Source organism: Anaeromassilibacillus sp. D41t1_190614_C2 (assembly GCF_015558525.1).
GTDB lineage: Bacteria > Bacillota > Clostridia > Oscillospirales > Acutalibacteraceae > Anaeromassilibacillus > Anaeromassilibacillus stercoravium.
This window is the reverse complement of the sequence record NZ_JADMOD010000009.1, coordinates 89,656-107,481: the sequence shown is the minus strand read 5'-3', so window position 1 is coordinate 107,481 and position 17,826 is coordinate 89,656. Positions and strand designations below refer to the sequence as shown.

At 53.6% G+C, this 17,826-nt stretch carries 19 protein-coding genes; 3 read left to right on the top strand and 16 right to left on the bottom strand.

All coding sequences use genetic code 11. The annotated features are described in order from the left end of the window. Positions 1 to 8: 8 nt before the first annotated feature. From I2G69_RS08715 to I2G69_RS08675, 9 genes are all read right to left on the bottom strand, one after another. Complete coding sequence (locus I2G69_RS08715; RefSeq protein WP_195560647.1) at positions 9 to 4,364, bottom strand: PolC-type DNA polymerase III; 4,356 nt, start codon at positions 4,362 to 4,364, stop codon at positions 9 to 11. Positions 4,365 to 4,416: 52 nt separating this feature from the next. Next, positions 4,417 to 5,463, bottom strand: a complete 1,047-nt coding sequence (gene ispG, locus I2G69_RS08710; protein ID WP_195560646.1) for a flavodoxin-dependent (E)-4-hydroxy-3-methylbut-2-enyl-diphosphate synthase — start codon at positions 5,461 to 5,463, stop codon at positions 4,417 to 4,419. Beyond that, positions 5,460 to 6,539: a M50 family metallopeptidase gene (locus tag I2G69_RS08705; protein ID WP_191362505.1), complete on the bottom strand. Its 1,080-nt coding sequence runs from the start codon at positions 6,537 to 6,539 to the stop codon at positions 5,460 to 5,462. Before I2G69_RS08705 ends, ispG begins: the two co-directional genes overlap by 4 nt. Position 6,540: 1 nt before the next feature. Then, on the bottom strand, positions 6,541 to 7,692 hold the full coding sequence (dxr, locus tag I2G69_RS08700; protein ID WP_191405424.1) for a 1-deoxy-D-xylulose-5-phosphate reductoisomerase: 1,152 nt from the start codon (positions 7,690 to 7,692) through the stop codon (positions 6,541 to 6,543). 91 nt (positions 7,693 to 7,783) lie between these two features. After that, positions 7,784 to 8,602: a phosphatidate cytidylyltransferase gene (locus tag I2G69_RS08695; RefSeq protein ID WP_087229314.1), complete on the bottom strand. Its 819-nt coding sequence runs from the start codon at positions 8,600 to 8,602 to the stop codon at positions 7,784 to 7,786. After that, entirely contained in the window at positions 8,603 to 9,331 is a 729-nt protein-coding gene (locus tag I2G69_RS08690; protein WP_087229317.1) for an isoprenyl transferase, read from the bottom strand. 39 nt (positions 9,332 to 9,370) lie between these two features. Next, a complete protein-coding gene (gene frr, locus I2G69_RS08685) occupies positions 9,371 to 9,925 on the bottom strand; it encodes a ribosome recycling factor (protein ID WP_087229320.1) in 555 nt (184 codons plus the stop codon). Continuing rightward, entirely contained in the window at positions 9,922 to 10,638 is a 717-nt protein-coding gene (gene pyrH, locus I2G69_RS08680) for a UMP kinase (protein WP_087229323.1), read from the bottom strand. Before pyrH ends, frr begins: the two co-directional genes overlap by 4 nt. A 355-nt stretch (positions 10,639 to 10,993) precedes the next feature. After that, complete coding sequence (locus tag I2G69_RS08675; RefSeq protein ID WP_195560645.1) at positions 10,994 to 11,431, bottom strand: hypothetical protein; 438 nt, start codon at positions 11,429 to 11,431, stop codon at positions 10,994 to 10,996. 204 nt (positions 11,432 to 11,635) lie between these two features. Here I2G69_RS08675 and I2G69_RS08670 point away from each other — a divergent pair, with 204 nt between their 5' ends. The 3 genes from I2G69_RS08670 (at position 11,636) to I2G69_RS08660 (ending at position 13,101) form a co-directional block, all read left to right on the top strand. Continuing rightward, positions 11,636 to 11,845 carry a hypothetical protein gene (locus I2G69_RS08670; protein WP_191405955.1) on the top strand — a complete coding sequence of 70 codons (210 nt, stop codon included), beginning with the start codon at positions 11,636 to 11,638 and terminating at the stop codon, positions 11,843 to 11,845. A 109-nt stretch (positions 11,846 to 11,954) separates the two neighbouring features. Then, complete coding sequence (locus I2G69_RS08665; protein WP_191362510.1) at positions 11,955 to 12,404, top strand: GNAT family N-acetyltransferase; 450 nt, start codon at positions 11,955 to 11,957, stop codon at positions 12,402 to 12,404. Positions 12,405 to 12,435: 31 nt separating this feature from the next. Further along, entirely contained in the window at positions 12,436 to 13,101 is a 666-nt protein-coding gene (locus tag I2G69_RS08660; protein ID WP_191405956.1) for a DUF4097 family beta strand repeat-containing protein, read from the top strand. A gap of 140 nt (positions 13,102 to 13,241) precedes the next feature. Here I2G69_RS08660 and hpf read toward each other — a convergent pair whose 3' ends face one another. The 7 genes from hpf to yabP all read right to left on the bottom strand — a co-directional run bounded on the left by hpf (position 13,242) and on the right by yabP (position 17,803). Further along, positions 13,242 to 13,793, bottom strand: coding sequence for a ribosome hibernation-promoting factor, HPF/YfiA family (gene hpf / locus I2G69_RS08655; protein WP_087229339.1), 552 nt, complete (start codon positions 13,791 to 13,793; stop codon positions 13,242 to 13,244). A 262-nt stretch (positions 13,794 to 14,055) separates the two neighbouring features. Beyond that, a complete protein-coding gene (locus I2G69_RS08650) occupies positions 14,056 to 14,895 on the bottom strand; it encodes a fumarate hydratase (protein ID WP_191405957.1) in 840 nt (279 codons plus the stop codon). An 18-nt stretch (positions 14,896 to 14,913) separates the two neighbouring features. Beyond that, positions 14,914 to 16,065, bottom strand: coding sequence for an amidohydrolase (locus I2G69_RS08645; RefSeq protein ID WP_191362512.1), 1,152 nt, complete (start codon positions 16,063 to 16,065; stop codon positions 14,914 to 14,916). Between the two features lie 110 nt (positions 16,066 to 16,175). Continuing rightward, positions 16,176 to 16,616, bottom strand: coding sequence for a S1 RNA-binding domain-containing protein (locus tag I2G69_RS08640; RefSeq protein WP_087229348.1), 441 nt, complete (start codon positions 16,614 to 16,616; stop codon positions 16,176 to 16,178). Between the two features lie 54 nt (positions 16,617 to 16,670). Beyond that, on the bottom strand, positions 16,671 to 16,973 hold the full coding sequence (locus I2G69_RS08635; protein WP_087229351.1) for an FtsB family cell division protein: 303 nt from the start codon (positions 16,971 to 16,973) through the stop codon (positions 16,671 to 16,673). Beyond that, positions 16,927 to 17,505: a spore cortex biosynthesis protein YabQ gene (gene yabQ / locus I2G69_RS08630; RefSeq protein ID WP_191405958.1), complete on the bottom strand. Its 579-nt coding sequence runs from the start codon at positions 17,503 to 17,505 to the stop codon at positions 16,927 to 16,929. Before yabQ ends, I2G69_RS08635 begins: the two co-directional genes overlap by 47 nt. A gap of 13 nt (positions 17,506 to 17,518) precedes the next feature. Then, a complete protein-coding gene (gene yabP, locus I2G69_RS08625; RefSeq protein WP_087229357.1) occupies positions 17,519 to 17,803 on the bottom strand; it encodes a sporulation protein YabP in 285 nt (94 codons plus the stop codon). Between the last annotated feature and the right edge of the window lie 23 nt (positions 17,804 to 17,826).

Genomic DNA, 17,826 nt, shown 5'->3' with positions numbered 1-17,826 from the left:
CCCTGCCTCTAAAACAGCGTCATCTGCGAACTGGCCGGCAGCTCCTTCAGGGAGCCGGCCTGCTCCAACATTTCAATGACCGCTTTGGATACCTTAGAGCGCGCCTGCAGGTCGTCAACGGAGATATACGGGCCGCCCGTCTCCCGCGCTTCTGCCAGAGCGTTCGCCGCCGCTTCTCCCACGCCTGCCAGGGAAGAAAACGGCAAGCGGATCTTCCCGTTTTCCACCACATATTTTTTCGCATCCGATTTATATAGATCCACCGGGAGCACTTCGATCCCGCGCGCCAGCATTTCATTCGCAATCTGGAACGTGGAATAGGCCGCTTCCTCCTTGGCGCTGGCCTCCTTGCCCTTCATGCTGATTTCATTCATGCGGCGGCGCACCGCTTCGCGCCCCTGGATGACCGTTGCGCCGTCAAAGTCCTCGCCGCGCACACTGAAATAGGCCGCATAATACTCCACCGGACGGTGCACCTTATACCATCCCAAGCGCAAAGCCGAAATCATATAGGCGGCCGCATGCGCCTTCGGGAACATGTATTTGATCTTCATACAGGAATCGATGTACCATTCCGGCACATTGTGGTCCCGCATCGCCTGTTTATGTTCGTCGGTCAAAAGCTTCGGTGCCTTTCCCTTACGCACGATCTCCATAATCTTAAACGCCATCTTGGGCTCCAGGCCCTTTTGCAGAAGGTATGTCATAATGCTGTCGCGCGTACCGATGACCTCGGAAATGGTGCAAGTCCCCTTTTTGATGAGGTCCTGCGCATTTCCCAGCCACACGTCCGTGCCGTGGGACAAACCGGAAATTTGCAGCAGGTCGGAGAAGGTCTTCGGTTTCGCGTCCACCAGCATCTGCCGCACAAAGGGCGTCCCCAGTTCGGGGAGCGAAAAGGTCCCCGTCTGGCAGTCGATGTCCTCCGGCGTGACCCCCAGCGCCTTGGGCGACTCGAACAGGGACATCACCTCTGGGTCGCTCATCGAGACGGACATCACGGGGATGCCCGTGTATTCTTCCAGATAGTGATAGATGGTCGGAACGTCGTGCCCGAGCTCATCCAGCTTACAGATCGTATCGTGGATGGAATGGAAGTCGAAGTGTGTTGTGATATTATCGGAATTCGGGTCGTTGGCCGGATGCTGCACTGGGCAGAACTCAAAAATATCGTGTCCTCTCGGCACGACCACCATGCCGCCCGGATGCTGGCCCGTGGTGCGCTTGATGCCGGTACAGCCGATCGCCAAGCGCTGCTCCTCTGCGCGGTGCAGAACCATGTTGTGTTCTTCCGCATATTTCTTGACGAACCCAATCGCGGTCTTATCCGCAACCGTCGCGATGGTTCCGGCTTTAAACACGTGGTCCTTGCCGAACAGCGTCTCTGTGTACCGGTGTGCCCCCGACTGGTATTCACCGGAGAAGTTCAAGTCGATATCCGGCGTCTTATCGCCATCGAATCCCAGGAAAGTTTCGAAGGGGATGGTGTGGCCGTCGCGGTTGTAATCCGTGCCGCATTTGGGGCATTTCTTCGGCGGAAGGTCAAAGCCGGAACCGTAACTACCATCCGTGATAAATTCGCTGTTCTTGCAGTTCGGGCAGATGTAGTGCGGAGCGAGGGGGTTGACCTCTGAGATACCGGACATGCTGGCCACAAACGACGAGCCAACCGAACCACGCGACCCAACCAGATAGCCGTGGGCCTCGGAGTCCGCCACCAGCTTCTGCGCTGTCATATACAACACGGAGAATCCATGCTTGTTGATGGAACCGAGCTCGCGCTCCAAGCGGTCTTGGACGATCTTCGGCAGCGGGTCGCCGTAGATCTCCTTGGCGCGCTTCCAGCAGATCGCATTCAGCTGTTCCTCCGCCCCATCGATGAACGGCGGGAACACGCCCTCCGGAATCGGGCGTACCTGCTCCACCATATCGGCGATCTTTTGGGTGTTCGTCACGACGACTTCATACGCCTTTTCTTTTCCAAGGTAAGCGAATTCCTCCAGCATTTCCGCAGTCGTCCGCATATACAAGGGCGCTTGATGGTCGGCGTCGTCAAACCCCTGCCCGGCCATCAGGATTTTCCGGTAATCCCCGTCCTTCGGGTCCATAAAATGGACGTCGCAGGTGGCGACCACCGGCTTGTTGAGTTTTTCACCCAATTTGATGATCGTCCGGTTGAACTCCCGCAGGGTCTCTTCATTTGGTACGTCGCCATTGCGCACCATGAACATGTTGTTTCCCAGCGGCTGAATCTCCAAATAATCGTAGAAGCTTGCAATTTCGCACAGCGTATTCCACGGCTGCCCGTTGAAAATCGCCCGGTATAGCTCTCCCGCTTCGCAGGCGCTCCCAATCAGCAGCCCTTCGCGATACTGCGTCAACACGCTCTTTGGAATGCGCGGCTTCTTGAAGAAATAATCCAAATGCGAGAAGGAGATCAGCTTATACAGGTTCTTCAAACCGGTCTGGTTCTTGACCAAAATAATCTGATGATAGGGGCGCATCTTCTTTGGGTCGCCCCCCGCCAGTGAGGTGTTGATGTCCTCCACGGTTTTTGCGCCTGTATCCTCCTTTAGCCGCGTCATCAGGATGATAAAAATCTTCGCCAGCACCGCCGCGTCGTCGCAGGCGCGATGGTGGTTGAACGGGTCCAATTTTAAGTGTTTGGCGACCGTATCGAGTTTGTGGTTTTTCAGATCCTTGAGCATGGCGCGGCACATGGGGAGGGTATCGATATAGGCATAGGGGAACTCCATCCCACAGCGCTCCGCCGCAATGCGGATGAACGATGTATCAAACTCTGCATTGTGCGCGAGGAGCACCGCATCCTTCCCGCAAAAAGCATAGAACTGTTTGAGCGCTTCTTTCTCCAGGGGAGCGTCCTTCACCATTTCATCCGTGATCCCGGTCAGCTCTGTGATCTTCGGCGGGATCGGCATCTGCGGGTTGACAAACGTATCGAAACTTTCCACCACCTCGCCGTTGCGGATGCGCACCGCGCCGATTTCGGTGATGCGCTCCTTGTTGGGGCTCAGGCCGGTCGTCTCAATATCAAACGATATGAATTCATCGTCCAGTGTGTTGCTGGAATGGCCGGTCACAGCGGGCACCATATCGTTGATGAAGTACGACTCCACGCCGTAGATCACCTTGAATTTCCCGCCTTTCCCGGTGATCCGCTCCAAGGCGTTCATAGCGTCCGGGAATGCCTGGGCCACGCCGTGGTCCGTGATGGCGATGGCGGGCTGCCCCCACGCATAGGCGCGCTCGATCAAATCCCCGGCGGAACTTACGCCGTCCATGCTGGACATATTGGTATGCAGATGCAGTTCCACGCGCTTTTCCGGCGCATCGTCCACCACCTTGAGCTGTTCCACCGTGGAAATCCCCTTGGGGCGCAGCACAATCTCGCGGTCGTACTTATCATACTCCACATCGCCGCGCACCAGGATGGACATCCCCTTTTTCAGCGTGTCCAACATTTTGCACTGGGCGACGAGTTCAATGATTTTTAGCGTGATCGAACTGGTATAGTCCGTTATATTGATCGAATAGATTTTGCGGTTCTGGTCGCGCGTCAATTTGGAATCCACCGAAAAGATTTCGCCCCAAACCGTCACGCTGCCGATGTCCGGCGTGATACGGCTGATTGGAACCGGCTTCGCTTTCGCGGGGCGGCCATAAAGCTCCTTTGCGGTGTCCAGCAAGACGGTTGGCAGCATGGTTTCCGGCGTGCGGACGCTGATGCACTTCTTTTGCTTCTTTGGCGAAGCGCTTTTTTCCATGCTCTGTTCGTATTCCTCGATTTCCTGTACCACCGCTTCCCGCCGCAGGGTTTCCTCCTGCTTCTTTTGCTTTTCGATATAGGCCACACTGTCGCTGTCCAGCGTGAGCGTGCCGTCGAACTCCACCTGCACCGAAACCCCAAATTCCTCCCGGATGATGTCGGAAAGAAGGCGGTCTGCATGGCGGGACAGCAGCAGGTTCCCTCCGCCGTGGCTGAGCGTCACAATCAGCTTATCGCCCTCCAAACGCGCGGAGGACTGGTTTAATGTCCCGTTGATGCTGGCATCCCGCCGTTTCAGCTCCTGCACCAGGTTGGGATAATATTCCACGGTAAAGCTCTCCTGCGGGAACTGCGGGTCGAGCACCGCCCGATGCAATTGCAACGTTTTGCAGCTGGCAATCTCCTTTTCCGCGTGAAACAGCGTATTGCGGTCCACCAGCGCCGGGAAAGCGACCTTCGCGGTCAACACGCGGTTGCGCGTATCGATCTGCAGGCCGGTCAGCTCGCCGTGGTGCATGCTCTCCGGATAACGGGAAAGCTCTATGTATGGGCCAAAGAATTCACCAAAAGTCTTCAAGTTCCAACAGCCTCCAAATTGGTATCAAACGGTTTGACGGGGAATCCCCCGGTTACAGCGCCTCCACTTCCTTGACCAGCTCGTCCACCAGCTTGTCCTCCGGCACTTTGCGGACAATCTCCCCCTTTTTGAAGAGCAGCCCCACGCCGTCACCGCCTGCAATGCCGATGTCCGCTTCTCGGGCTTCTCCGGGCCCATTGACCGCACAGCCCATCACAGCCACCTTGATGGGCTTCCTGCAATGAGAAAGGCGGCGCTCCACCTCGCCCGCAATGGCGATCAGGTCGATCTTGGTGCGGCCGCACGTCGGGCAGGATACAAACTGAATCCCCTCATTGCGCAGATTCAGCGCCTTTAAGATGTCCATGCCCGCCGCAATTTCCTTCACCGGATCCGCCGTCAAGGAAACCCGGATGGTGTCGCCGATCCCGCGCTGCAACAGGGAACCGATTCCGATGGAGGATTTTACCAGCCCCATGCGCTCCGTCCCCGCCTCTGTAACGCCGAGGTGGAGCGGGTAGCCGCACCGCTCCGCACAGAGTTCATACGCCCGGATCATCGTATCCACGTCGGAGGATTTGATCGAAAGGACAATATCGGTAAAATCAAAGCACTCCAGCAACGAGGCGTGGTAGAGCGCGCTCTCCACCAGCGCTTCGGGGGTCGGGGCGCCGTATTTCGCCAGGATCTCCTTTTCCACAGAGCCGGAATTAACCCCAATGCGGATGGGGATCCCCCTTTGCCGGCAGGCGTCCGCCACTGCTTTTACATGGTCGCTCCCGCCGATATTGCCGGGATTGATGCGGATTTTGTCGATTCCCGCGGCGGCGGATTCCAGCGCCAGGCGGTAATCAAAGTGGATATCCGCCACCAGAGGAATCTGCACCGCCTGTTTGATGGCGGGAATCAGGGCGACCGCCGCCTGGTCGGGAATCGAAACGCGGAGAATCTCACAGCCGGCGCGCTCCAATTCTACCGCCTGCCGCACATTCCCCTCGATATCCGAAGCGGGGACGTTGAGCATGGACTGCACGCTGATTGGCGCGCCGCCGCCGATCGCCACTTTCCCCGCAAAAACCTGTTTGGACTGCTGTCTCATGCGCCGATCCCCTTTCCTGTCACAAGCCGCAGAATATCGCTAAAGGTGATCACCACCATGAGGCACATCAGGAGCACAAACCCTGCGGCATTTACCCAACCTTCGTATTTCGGATTGACCGGTTTGCGGCGCACAGCTTCCACCAGCAGGAAGACAAAGCGGCCGCCGTCGAGCGCCGGGAAGGGCAGCAAGTTGACCACGCCGAGGTTGACCGTGATAATCATCATCATGTATAAGATGTTATTGATCGCGGTGCCAAAGCTCTGCTGCAACCCCTGCGACGCCACTTCTCCGATTGCGCTGGCCGCGCCGACCGGCCCAGCCATATCATTTAGGCCGAATTTCCCTGTCACCAGGCCGGCAAGGCTGTACCACACCATCCGGACCGTGGAAACCGTATCCTGGAACGACTTGGTGATCAACGTCCCCACATTTTTGGGGATTGGGTTTACATAGAAGTCCAACATCAGGACTTTCGTCCCATCGTTATCCCTTGTATTAAATTTGACATCTTCAAACGTCAAAGTCTGGCCGTCGCGCGAAACCTCGATGTCCACCGCGTCCGGGTTCGCCGTCGCCAGCGCAAAGCTGAGGTCGCGGTCCGTGGTGACCTTATACCCGTCTACCTTTGTAAAGGTATCGCCGACCTGTAAGCCGGCCGCCTGGGTCGCCGCGCCCTCCTGGAACTCCGCGATCGTTGTGGAGCTGAAGGCCGGCTGCTGCACTAACAAAATCATCATCAGGACAAGCCCCAGGACGATATTCATCACCGCGCCCATCACGACGACTAAAATCCGTTTCCAAACGGGTTTGTTATTAAATGCGCCTTCGTCATCACTGTCCTCGTCCTCGCCTTCCATGGCGCAAAAGCCACCGATGGGCAGCAGGCGCAGGGCGTAGGTCGTCTCCCCCTTTTGGAAGCGGAACAGCGTCGGGCCCATACCGATTGCAAATTCGTTTACCCGTATCCCGCTCAATTTTGCTGTCATAAAATGGCCGAACTCGTGGATGAAAATAATGAATCCAAAGAGCAGGACGGCAATAATTACCAATAAAACCTGTAAGATAACAATCACCTCAAACCTTCGCCTTCTGGCGCACAAACGCGCGCGCCGCTTGATCGGCGTTCAATATATCCTCAACGGATGCAATCTCCGCATCCGGTTGATGCTCCATCGCCTGCATGACCAATTCCCCGATCTGCAGGAAAGAAATCTTGCGGTCCAAAAACAGCCGGACTGCCTCCTCATTTGCGCCGTTTGCCGCCGTGGAAGCCAAGCCTCCACGCAACAAAGCACGCTTACAAGCGCGCAAGCACAGGAAGGTTTCCTCATCCGGCTGCGAGAAATGCAGGGCGCCGCACTTGATAAAGTCGAGCGGTTCCACCGGGGAGGGGAAACGCTGCGGCCATGTAAGCGCATATTGAATGGGGATGCGCATATCCGGCACGCCGAGCTGCGCCAGGACGGAGTGGTCGGCGTATTCGACCATCGAGTGGACGATGCTTTCCCGATGTACAACCACATCGATCTGCTCCGGGGCGACATCAAACAGCCAGAAGGCCTCTGTAATTTCCAAGCCCTTGTTCATCAGGGTGGCGGAGTCAATGGTCACCTTCGCCCCCATATTCCAATTGGGGTGCTTGAGTGCCTGCTCCGGCGTGACGGACACGAGCTCCTCCCGCGTTTTGCCAAAAAACGGCCCTCCGGAAGCGGTCAAAATGAGCCGTCCCAGCGCCTTTTTCTCCGGGCATCCCTGCAAGCACTGAAAGATGGCGGAATGCTCGCTGTCCACGGGCAGGATATGGACGCCCGCTTCGCGCGCCGCCTTCATCACCAGCGCGCCGCCCGCCACAAGGGTCTCTTTATTCGCCAATGCCACATCCTTTTTCGCAGCGATTGCCGCCAGGGTTGGGCGCAGGCCGACCATCCCCACCACGGAATTGCAGACTACATCCGCACAGGCGATCGAGGCAGCTTCACAAAGCCCCTCCATCCCCTGCACCACGCGGACCGGGGTATCTGCAACTGCGATACGGAGTTTTTTCGCCGCATCTAAGTCAAAAACCGCAACAAGTTGCGGTTTCCATTCTCTGATTTGATTTTCAAGCATCGCCACATTGCGGTTTGCTGCAAGCGCACAGACACGCATCCCCAAGCGGCGTGCAACGTCGAGGGTCTGTGTGCCAATGGAACCTGTAGAACCCAATATGGAAAGCATCTGTTTCATAAAAAATCCCCTTTCAGGGCGAGGGGCGGGCCATCTGCGAAAATCGCACCGGCCGGCCCCTCTATGAAGTATTATGAACCGTTCTCTCGTTTTATATCACGATAGGCAAAAACTGTACCAAAAAATAAACAAATGGCGCTACAAAAATCACGCTGTCAAAGCGGTCCAGAATCCCACCATGGCCCGGGATGATTTCGCTAAAATCCTTGATATGGCAGCTTCGTTTAATCAGCGAAAACGCCAGGTCGCCAATAACCGAGAGCCCCGCCCCCACAAAGCCGATCACCAACAGCGATAGATAGGAGACATCGACCTCGTACGAATAAAACAGCGCCTGGAAGACATAGCCAAACACCAGCATGGCCACGACGTTTAAGACAAACCCGCCGATCAAACCCTCCACCGTTTTTTTCGGGCTGATCTGTGGGCATAGTTTCCGTTTCCCCCAGAAGCTTCCTGCAAAAAACGCCCCGGCATCCGCAATCCAGGCGGAGAAGATCGCGATAATCACATAGAACATCCCATGCCCGCCGCCCGACTCCCGCAGGCCAACCAAGGTCTGCAAAGCAGTTGGAATCAAAAGCGACATGCTGTATACAACGCCGATCTCCCGGAAGGTGAACAATTGATGGTAAAAAATTAACGCACTAAAAATGACGACCGTATAAATGTAATAGGCCGCCTGCTGCCACGTGCCCTGAAGCAGTGGCAGCACAGCGGCAAAAACGACACTGGGGATCAATAAAATATAATTTTTGGACATACCTAGGGCAGAAATAATTTCTACGACGCCCATCACAGAGATGAGGGCAATCGCCAGATTGAGCGCTAAGGGAAACATCTGATTAAAGAGTACAATCGCCAGCAAAAAAACAACCAATGCCGCTCCAGAAACCACTCTCGATTTCAATTATATCCCTCCAAAGCGCCGATTTCGTTTGGCAAATTCATCCAAGGCGCGATCCAAATCCTGCGTGGTGAAGTCCGGCCATAAGATGTCCATAATCACATATTCGCTGTAAGCAGATTGCCATAGCAAAAAATTAGAAGTACGGTTTTCCCCGCTGGGGCGGATGATGAGATCCGGGTCTGGCTGCCCCGCGGTATAGAGATAGCGGGAAATTGCGTCTTCGTCGATTTCATCCGGCTGGATTGCGCCGGATTTCACCTCTTGCGCCAACCGGCGCACCGCATGTGCGAGCTCTGCGCGCCCGCCGTAATTCATGGCGATATTGAGCACCATGCCGGTTTTATTCTTGCTGGATTCCTCTACCCGTTCAATCAAGCCGCGCAAAACCGGGTCGAATACAGAAACGTCCCCGATGAAACGCGTGCGGATATTTTCCTCCGTAAAGTCCCGGAGCGCCTCCTCCAGATACTGCTTGAAAAGGCGCATCAAGGCCTTGACTTCCTCCTGCGGCCGTTTCCAGTTCTCTGTGGAAAACGCATACACCGTCAAATAGGGGATGCCAATCTGACTGCAATATTTTGTAATCGTCCGGAAATTGGAGGCCCCGGCCACATGCCCCGCCGAACGCGGCAAACCGCGCTTTTTGGCCCAGCGGCCATTTCCGTCCATGATAATCCCCACATGGCGTGGAAGAAGCTCTGCTTTTCGAATTCCGCTCGCATCTTTCATCGTATTCGTCCCATCTCTATTCATGAATATGCAGGAGCATTAGATCTCCATGATTTCTTTTTGTTTCTTTTCAAAGATGGAATCGATCTCTTTGCAATACTTATCTGTGAGATCCTGCGTCTTCTTCTCGCCCTTCTTCAGGTCATCCTCGCTGATCTCCGCTTTCTTTTCCATCGCCTTCAGCTTCTCAATGGCATCGCGGCGGATGGAACGCACCGTGATCTTCGTCTCCTCCGCCATCTTGCTGACCTCTTTGACAAGCTCCTTGCGGCGCTCCTCGGTCAACTGCGGGAAGGTCATCCGGATCACCTTGCCGTCGCTCTGCGGGTTGATGCCGATGTCGGACGCCTGAATCGCCTTTTCAATCGCACGGCACACCGACGCATCCCACGGCTGGATCACCAACACGCGCGCCTCTGCCACAGACACCGCTGCCAGCTGGTTGATCGCGGTGGGCGCCCCGTAATAATCCACTTTTACCTTATCCAGCACAGCCGGATTTGCCCGGCCCACACGGACACCCGCATAGGTGTGCTCCAAATTTGCTGCGCTCTTTTCCATACGCTCTTCCGCGTTTTTCAATACTTCTTTCACTGTTCTTCCTCCTTTACAATGGTGCCAATCGGTTCCCCGCAAATGGCTTTTTTGATATTTTCCGGCTGGTCAATGCTGAACACCAGGATCGGAATGTTGTTATCCTTGCACATGGTAGCAGCGGTACTGTCCATCACCTGCAAGTTTTGATTCAATACATCCATAAACGAAAGGGTATCGTACTTCACGGCGTTCGGATTTTTCTTCGGGTCGCTATCATAAACGCCGTCCACCATCGTGGCCTTGAGGATAATGTCCGCATCGATCTCGGCAGCACGCAAAGAGGCCGCTGTATCGGTGGAGAAGAAGGGGTTGCCCGTTCCACATCCGAACACTACGACACGGCCTTTTTCCAAATGCCGCACGGCGCGGTTCCGAATATAGGGCTCTGCGATCTGCTGCATGGAAATGGCGGTCTGCACACGCACCGTCAGCCCCAACTGTTCCAACGCATCCGCTACGCCGAGCGCATTGATGGTAGTTGCCAGCATGCCCATGTGGTCTGCACGGGTGCGGTCCATCTGTCCGCTACTGCGGCCGCGCCAGAAATTGCCTCCGCCTACGACAATGGCAATCTGAACGCCCATGTCCACGCATTCTTTAATCGGGCGGCAGATGCGCAAAACCGTCTCAAAATCAATGCCATGCGTCTCGTTTCCCGCAAGGGACTCCCCGCTCAACTTTAAAAGGACCCGCTTATATTTCGGTTGCAAATGAAACAACTCCTATTATATATTTTGTAGATTGTGTAACAGCTTCTATTATTTTACAATATGCATTCCGCAATGTAAAGCATTTCCTTTGCATTTCACGCATTATTCACAAGTCCGCCATACTCTTGTCCACAGCCGCTTATTGTCCTGCGCAGAAAGAAACGGACGCCGTCGTTCTTTGACAAAATTCCAGCAACAAGCTGGGACTGCCTCCAGGGGCCCGGTGCTGGAACACCCCCAAGCCCTTTACGTTCCCGCACTCGACATCCCACCTGAAAGGTGGCTTTTGTTGCGTTTGCCCTTGATAAACATATAAAAGGGCGGCGGGATAATCCCATACCTGCTTTCATGTATATTATCTATCAACATAAACCTGCGCTTCATAATTCCATTGTAAAATTCCCGATACAACGATGAGTTGTACCGTAAACCGTGGCTCTACGCCATATTCTGTTTGGGCTATGTGAATCAATTTGCGCAGCGTTTGCTCTCGATTTTCTTCTGTGCAGTTCGCGCATAGGTATTTCCCTTTTGGAAGCACCTTTATGCCGTCTATATTCACATAATCCATACAGACAGCAAAGAGCCTTGTCATTCCGTTTTCCCTGTATATGCCAGCTAAATCCTCAAAGGAAAACTGCTCTTTTAAGGCAGGCGTAACTTTGTCGTAGAAATGGCTGAGATAATTCCAAAGATTGTCAAGCGTTGGAACTTCTAAAGTATCTGAAAGCAAAATAACACGCTCTGGATAATCTTTGACAAAGGAGCTATTGAACTTTTGTTGCCTCTGCAATTTACTTTCATAGTTCTTTTTTGTCTTTTATGCTTTCAAAAAGCTCATGCATTTGGGAGCGAGCAAAAAAGATTACTATCTCGGTTGTCTCATCAGCTATGGGATCCTAGCGTTTTGTATTTCCCTGGTCAATACAGTCATCCATCGGTTGATTGACCCCATATATCCCGCACAAACCGTTATTAATATGATGGACGTGTGTCAATGGACAGAAAATGGGATGATCGTTGCGGGATTGCAGCAAATGTTCTTTTTGCTGCTCGTTATGGTTTTTCTTCATATGCTATTGTCCATGCAGACGCATTGGTATGGGTGGCTAACGGACGCGGTATTAATTGCAATTATTTGTATTTTTACGCCGATTGCACCATTACGCGCTATCCTGGCTGGATTTTTCCAGATAATCATGTTTAACAGCAATGCAGCCCTGCACATTTGTATTTGTCTGTTACTAAGCACCGCTTTATCGCTCGGAGGGCTTGTGGTCTTAAAAAGAAAAACTCTATAGACAAGAGGGAGCGCCATGATTCGGATCAAAGCAGTTGACGCACAAAATATATTGGATGTGTGCAAATTGACAAAAAGCCAAGATGGCATTGGTCTGGCAATAGGGAGATGTTCCTGTTGCAACGCAATTTCTATCGCGGAAGCAAAATATTCCCCAGGAATGCACCCCCATGCAATCTATCACAACCATGTGCTAATTGGCTTTTTCATGTACCAGCGTGCAGAAAATCAAGCTGATACGGCAACCATCTACCGTTTTATGATAGATGATCGATTCCAACAGAGAGGGCTTGAGGAAAAAGCCTTCGAGCATATCTTGAAAGGCCTAAAAATTCAAGGCGTTAAAAGAGTCGTTTTCATCATAAATAGCACAAACGGAAACGCGAAAAATCTATCCCTTTCTTTTGGTTTCCAGTTCACGGGGAAAATGGAGCATGGCGAATACTACTATGCATTAAAATTGTAAATTTGATCTATAAACTGATGGAGGAACTACTATGAAAAAAATGATTTCACTTGCATTGTGCCTTCTGTTGGGCTGTTTTGTTTTGGCGGGTTGCTCGAACAGCAGCGAACCGTTTGAGGAAAAAAGCTATACGCCGGATACGCCGATCCATGAAATCCATCTTGATGTGCAGGACCGAGAAATCGAAGTGTCGTTGTCCGAGGACGAACAAGTCCATATTCAATATTACGAAAATAGTAAAGAGTACTACGATATTTCCGTTTCTGACGATAATGTATTGACGATGGCCAGCGCAAGCGATAAAGAATGGACGGATTATATCGGAGGGAAGCCCTCCGCTGAAAATCGGAAAATATCGCTGCAGATCCCGGATGCACTTTTAGACACCCTGGCACTATCTACAACAAACGAGGATATATCCCTCCCTGCACTGGCTGTAACCGGAAGTATCAATATTTCCTCCAACGGAGGGAATATTTCCTTTGGAAATTTAGATGTGGGTAGCGCTCTGACCCTAAACGTTAAAAATGGAGATATTTCCGGCGCGATTGTAGGAAGTTATGATGATTTTTCGATCCAGTCCGAAATAAAAAAAGGGGAAAGCAATCTGCCGGACAAAAAAGATGGCGGGGAAAAAGCGCTGACTGTGTCCAGCAATAACGGCGATGTCAATATTGAGTTTGTAGATGATAAATAAGTAAAGCAAAAATGGGCAAGAAACCATGAGGTTTCCTGCCCATTTTTTGTCGCAACCTAATTATTAACCATTACGTTCGTCTGTTTTCAATCCTTCTTTACCGGCTGTTGGTTTGCCCTAGGCCCAGCCGAAGGAGCAAATTATTCTGCGTCCGGTTCCAACAAACCGTAGTCGCCATTCTTACGGCGATACACCACATTGATTTCCCCACTGCTTTCGTTGCGGAACATGAAGAACTGGTGGTCCAGCATATTCATCTGCAAGATTGCCTCATCCACACTGAGCGGTTTTACAAAGAAATGCTTGGTGCGCACAACGCGGTACTCCGGTTCGGCTTCCATTTCCTCTGCTGCCGGCTCTTCCTCCGGGAAATCGATGAGATACTGGTCGATGGCGCCGGAATGCACCTTTTTGGCCAGCTTGGTCTTATTCTTCCGGATCTGTCTTCCCAACGCGCTCATCACCTGATCGAGCGCGTCGTTCATTTCCAAGGCCGTGGACTCCGCACGATAGATCATACCGCGCTGTTTGATTGTTATTTCAACCGTCTGACGGTTTTTCTCCAGGGTTACCACCACATTGGCATCGGCATCCTCATCAAAGATCCGATCGAAGCGGGACAGCTTTTTCTTGGCAAGCTCTTTAAAATTATCCCTCAAATTGACCTTTCTTCCGGTAATGGTAATCTTCATAGTAACATCTCCTTCTTCAATTCGCGCCGCTGACGCCGCCCGCGGGCCGCCGCTGCAAGGACGCACCGAAGGGTCTTCCTGTCATAGGCGTTCCGGCCGGAGCAACACCGGAACAGCGCGTGCTTCCATTTTGATGCTTTGGAGCGATCCAGGCGCCGAATGCATCCGTGTAAGGGAGGGATTCCCTTCCCCCCGTCTGCCTCGGGACCTTTCTCTATTTATAATATATCATATTATCTAAAAAAATGGAAGCATTTCATGACTAAATTGTTATCATTTTATGACGAGTGACATGGCAACCGACGTTGACCGCCACCGGAAGTCCGGCAATATGGGTCGGAAACGGTTCGATATGGACGCACAGGGCGGTTGTATCCCCACCAAACCCCTGCGGGCCAACCCCCAGGGCATTGACCTCGTCCAGCATCCGCTGCTCGAGCTCTGCATAAAACGGGTCCTGGTTGGGTTCCGAAACAGGACGGCACAGGGCCATCTTCGCCAACAGCGCGCACTTTTCAAAGTCGCCGCCGATTCCCACGCCGAGCACCATCGGCGGGCAGGGATTGCTCCCTGCGATGCGCGCCGTCTCCACCACAAAGCCGACAATGTCGTCCAGCGAAGCGGAAGGGGTGAACATCTTTATGCGGCTCATATTTTCGCTGCCAAATCCCTTGGGCGCGACCATTAGGGTCAGCTTGTCCCCTTCCACCAAGCGCGTGTGCAAAACCGCCGGGGTGTTGTCCCCCGTGTTGCCGCGCCGGATCGGGTCCGCTACCACGGAGCAGCGCAGCAAGCCCTCCACGTAGCCCTGCCGTACGCCCTCGTTGACCGCTTGTTCGAAATTCCCTTGGATGTGGACCTCCTGGCCGATTTCCGCAAAGATCACCGCCATGCCGGTATCCTGGCAAACGGGGATTTGCAGTTCGCGCGCTGCGTCCATATTGCCGCACAGGTCGCTGAGGATGGCCTTCCCCAGCGAAGACGTCTCTTTTTCCGCCGCGCAACGGATGCATGCCTCCAGGTCCTGCGGCAACACGCGGTTGGCCTCAATGCAGAGCTGCCGGACCGTGGCCGTAATCTGTGCTGCTTTGATCTCTCTCATGTTCCTTTCTCCTCCCGATTACACCAATTTCCCGCCCGCAATGACCATCTTCGGCTTTGCCGCAATGGTCAACGGGTCCTGGTCAAAGAGCACCAGATCCGCATCCTTGCCCACCTCCAGGGAACCCAGACGGTGGTCAAGCCCACAAATTTTTGCCGGATTGATCGTGATGGCCCGCAGGGCCTCTTCGTAATCCATGCCCTCGCGCACCGCCAAGCCCGCGCAGACCGGCAAATATTGAATCGGAATGACCGGATGGTCCGTGATAATCGCAGTTGGAACCCCCGCGCCGGAGAGAATTCCCGGCGTAGCCGGCGTTTGGTTGCGCAGCTCCGGCTTGCTCCGGTCGCAGAGGAAAGGGCCGGAGAGCACGCGCGTCCCGGTTTCCACAAGCCCGCCGGCAATCAAATGCGCCTCCGTCCCATGCACGACCACATAGTCGAGCTGGAACTCCTTTGCAATGCGCACCGCTGTGAAAATGTCATCGGCACGATGCGCATGAAAATGCACTTGAATTTCCCTCCGGAGCGCAGGGAGCAGAGCTTCACACTTCATGTCGAATTCCGGCATATCGAAGTCCTCGTCTTTTTCCGCCCGCTCCATCTCCTCCTGGTAGCGCTTGGCCTTGTAAAGCTGTTCCCGGATCAGCGCCGCAGTGGACATCCGGGTCGAAGGGGCCTGGTTCTTTCCGTGATAGACGCTCTTGGGGTTTTCCCCCAGCGCCATTTTGATGGCAAACGGCGCTTTGACAATCATGTGGTCGATGCAGCTTCCATAGGTCTTGACCGCAGCCATCTGCCCCCCTATGGCGTTGGCGCTGCCGGGACCGGTTACCACCGTGGTGACGCCGGCATGCAACGCCTCCTGGAAACAGCGGTCCACCGGGTTGATGGCGTCGATTGCCCGCAGCTGCGGCGTGACAGGGTCGGTCTCTTCGTTGCCGTCGTCCCCCTCAAAGGTGAGGCCGTCTTCCCACATGCCCAGATGGGTATGCGCGTCCACAAACCCTGGATACAGCCCCGCGCCCTGCGCGTCAATCACCTCTTCCCCCGGTTTTGGCTCCACGGGCATGCCGCCCAATTCTGCAATCTGGTTCCCCTCTGTGCGAAGGTAACCGTCCGCTATATCCGCGCCTGCCATTGTGTGCAAATGTGCATGGATGATCAGCATGGAACTTTCCTCCTTATCACGAACAGGCGACCGCGGCCGCCTGAACCTATTTCCGAATTTGTATATTCTACAAAAAAGCGGAGTGCATGCACTCCGCTAAAACAATGCCTTTATTTGGATTGGCCATAGCCGCCGTGCCTGGAAAAGCCGCCGCGTTTGGCTTCCATGGTGCGCTTCAGGTCGGACATCTTTTCGTCGCTCGCCTGCTTGAAGCGGGACATCATGTCCTCAAAGCTTGTCGGCTCGTTTTTCCGGCTCTGCCACTCGTAATTTCCCGGGCGGCCGGGACGTGGCGCAGGAGCGCTCTTGGGCGGGGGTGGAACAGCCCTCTTCATGGAAAGGCTCACCTTTCCTTCTTCGCTGATGTTCAGGATTTTCACCTTAACCATCTGATTTTCCGTGACGTAATCGCGGATCTCCTTGACGAAAGTGGGCGCAATCTCAGAAATATGAACCATGCCGGTCTTTCCGCCGGGCAATTCCACAAACGCGCCAAATTTCGTAATCCCTGTAACTTTCCCTTCCAGTACTGCTCCTACCTCAAGCTGCATATGTAAGTGTTTTCCTCCTTAAAATAGAGCCTTTCGCGCTAAACCAACCGGGGTTCAGTCTCCGGCGATATTCACAAACACACGCTCACCCGGTTTGGCATAGTCCAAGTCCTCGCGAGCCACCCGCTCGATGTACTCCTTGGTTTCCTCCTCATCGGCATTCAGCGCATGTTTCATGTCCTCGTTTTTGATCTTCTGGGTTTCAACCTGCTCCTGCAGATCGGCCAACTCCTGGCTTTTTTCATTGATCTGCACCTGCTGATTGACCAATGCAAAGACAATATAGGCGGCAAAGGCAAAAATGGCTAATTTAAGGAGTAGGCTTCCCCGCTGTTTTTTTCGTTTGATGACTTTCATAATTCTGGTTCCGCCCTCCCTTTCGGCCTTTTTGCCGCTTGTTTTTCTTTCTATTGGATTTGTTAGCATCATTATACACTATCTTCCTGCGGGGTTTCAAGCGCTTTTTCCGCTTTGCATAGGATTTTTTTACTTTTCCTTCAATCCATTGCACTTTCCTCCGAATCCAGCGCGCCAAAGCATGGAAAATGCACTTCAATGGACGGAAGAGGCAGAAGTCCAAAATCTTCCGGACGAATCGAACAACCCGGCTGCTGATGAGCCCAAAGGTCATGAAATACAGGCAAAAGCCGATGCCCTCCCCGGCGAGCAGATAAAACCGCACCTCCCCATAGGAGGCGGCCAACGCCAACAGGAAGGTGACGATCCCCGCAACCGCCATAAACGCCAAATCCATCCAAAAGACATGGGAGGGCGTGCTCCGGATCATCGTCCGCACCATCTTCAACGCGTCGTAGAGGATTGCCAATGCAAAACCGGCCACCGTTGCGAGGATGAACCCCTGCATCTGTACCGCAAGCGAAATTTCCACGAGGATTCACTCCCTATTTGAACAGCTTGGCAAAAATTCCGCCTCCGGTGGCCTGGGGCTCTGCATAAGAGAGCGAAGAAATCTCTCCATCCAGCGTAAGCTCGCCCGTCTCCACGTTTAATTTATTGATATGCAAATTTTTCCCCTTGACCACAAGCTCCCCAAGGTCCGTATAGGCCACGATGGTTTGCTCGTCGAAGCTGTCCACATTGGAAACCCCCGTCGCCGTGAAGGCTTTCCGGTTTTCCAAAATGACGCTGTGGGGCGTCTTCCCCACGATCTTCTTTTCCTCCGTCATGCCGATCCCTCCCATTGCATTTC

What these genes read in the sequence shown, in the direction of transcription:
- ispG (WP_195560646.1), bottom strand. Translation starts at nt 5,463, where the DNA reads ATGAGACAGCAGTCCAAACAGGTTTTTGCGGGGAAAGTGGCGATCGGC.
- dxr (WP_191405424.1), bottom strand. Translation starts at nt 7,692, where the DNA reads ATGAAACAGATGCTTTCCATATTGGGTTCTACAGGTTCCATTGGCACA.
- I2G69_RS08690 (WP_087229317.1), bottom strand. Translation starts at nt 9,331, where the DNA reads ATGAAAGATGCGAGCGGAATTCGAAAAGCAGAGCTTCTTCCACGCCAT.
- I2G69_RS08670 (WP_191405955.1), top strand. Translation starts at nt 11,636, where the DNA reads ATGGACAGAAAATGGGATGATCGTTGCGGGATTGCAGCAAATGTTCTT.
- I2G69_RS08665 (WP_191362510.1), top strand. Translation starts at nt 11,955, where the DNA reads ATGATTCGGATCAAAGCAGTTGACGCACAAAATATATTGGATGTGTGC.
- I2G69_RS08660 (WP_191405956.1), top strand. Translation starts at nt 12,436, where the DNA reads ATGAAAAAAATGATTTCACTTGCATTGTGCCTTCTGTTGGGCTGTTTT.
- hpf (WP_087229339.1), bottom strand. Translation starts at nt 13,793, where the DNA reads ATGAAGATTACCATTACCGGAAGAAAGGTCAATTTGAGGGATAATTTT.
- I2G69_RS08650 (WP_191405957.1), bottom strand. Translation starts at nt 14,895, where the DNA reads ATGAGAGAGATCAAAGCAGCACAGATTACGGCCACGGTCCGGCAGCTC.
- I2G69_RS08645 (WP_191362512.1), bottom strand. Translation starts at nt 16,065, where the DNA reads ATGCTGATCATCCATGCACATTTGCACACAATGGCAGGCGCGGATATA.
- I2G69_RS08640 (WP_087229348.1), bottom strand. Translation starts at nt 16,616, where the DNA reads ATGCAGCTTGAGGTAGGAGCAGTACTGGAAGGGAAAGTTACAGGGATT.
- I2G69_RS08635 (WP_087229351.1), bottom strand. Translation starts at nt 16,973, where the DNA reads ATGAAAGTCATCAAACGAAAAAAACAGCGGGGAAGCCTACTCCTTAAA.
- yabP (WP_087229357.1), bottom strand. Translation starts at nt 17,803, where the DNA reads ATGACGGAGGAAAAGAAGATCGTGGGGAAGACGCCCCACAGCGTCATT.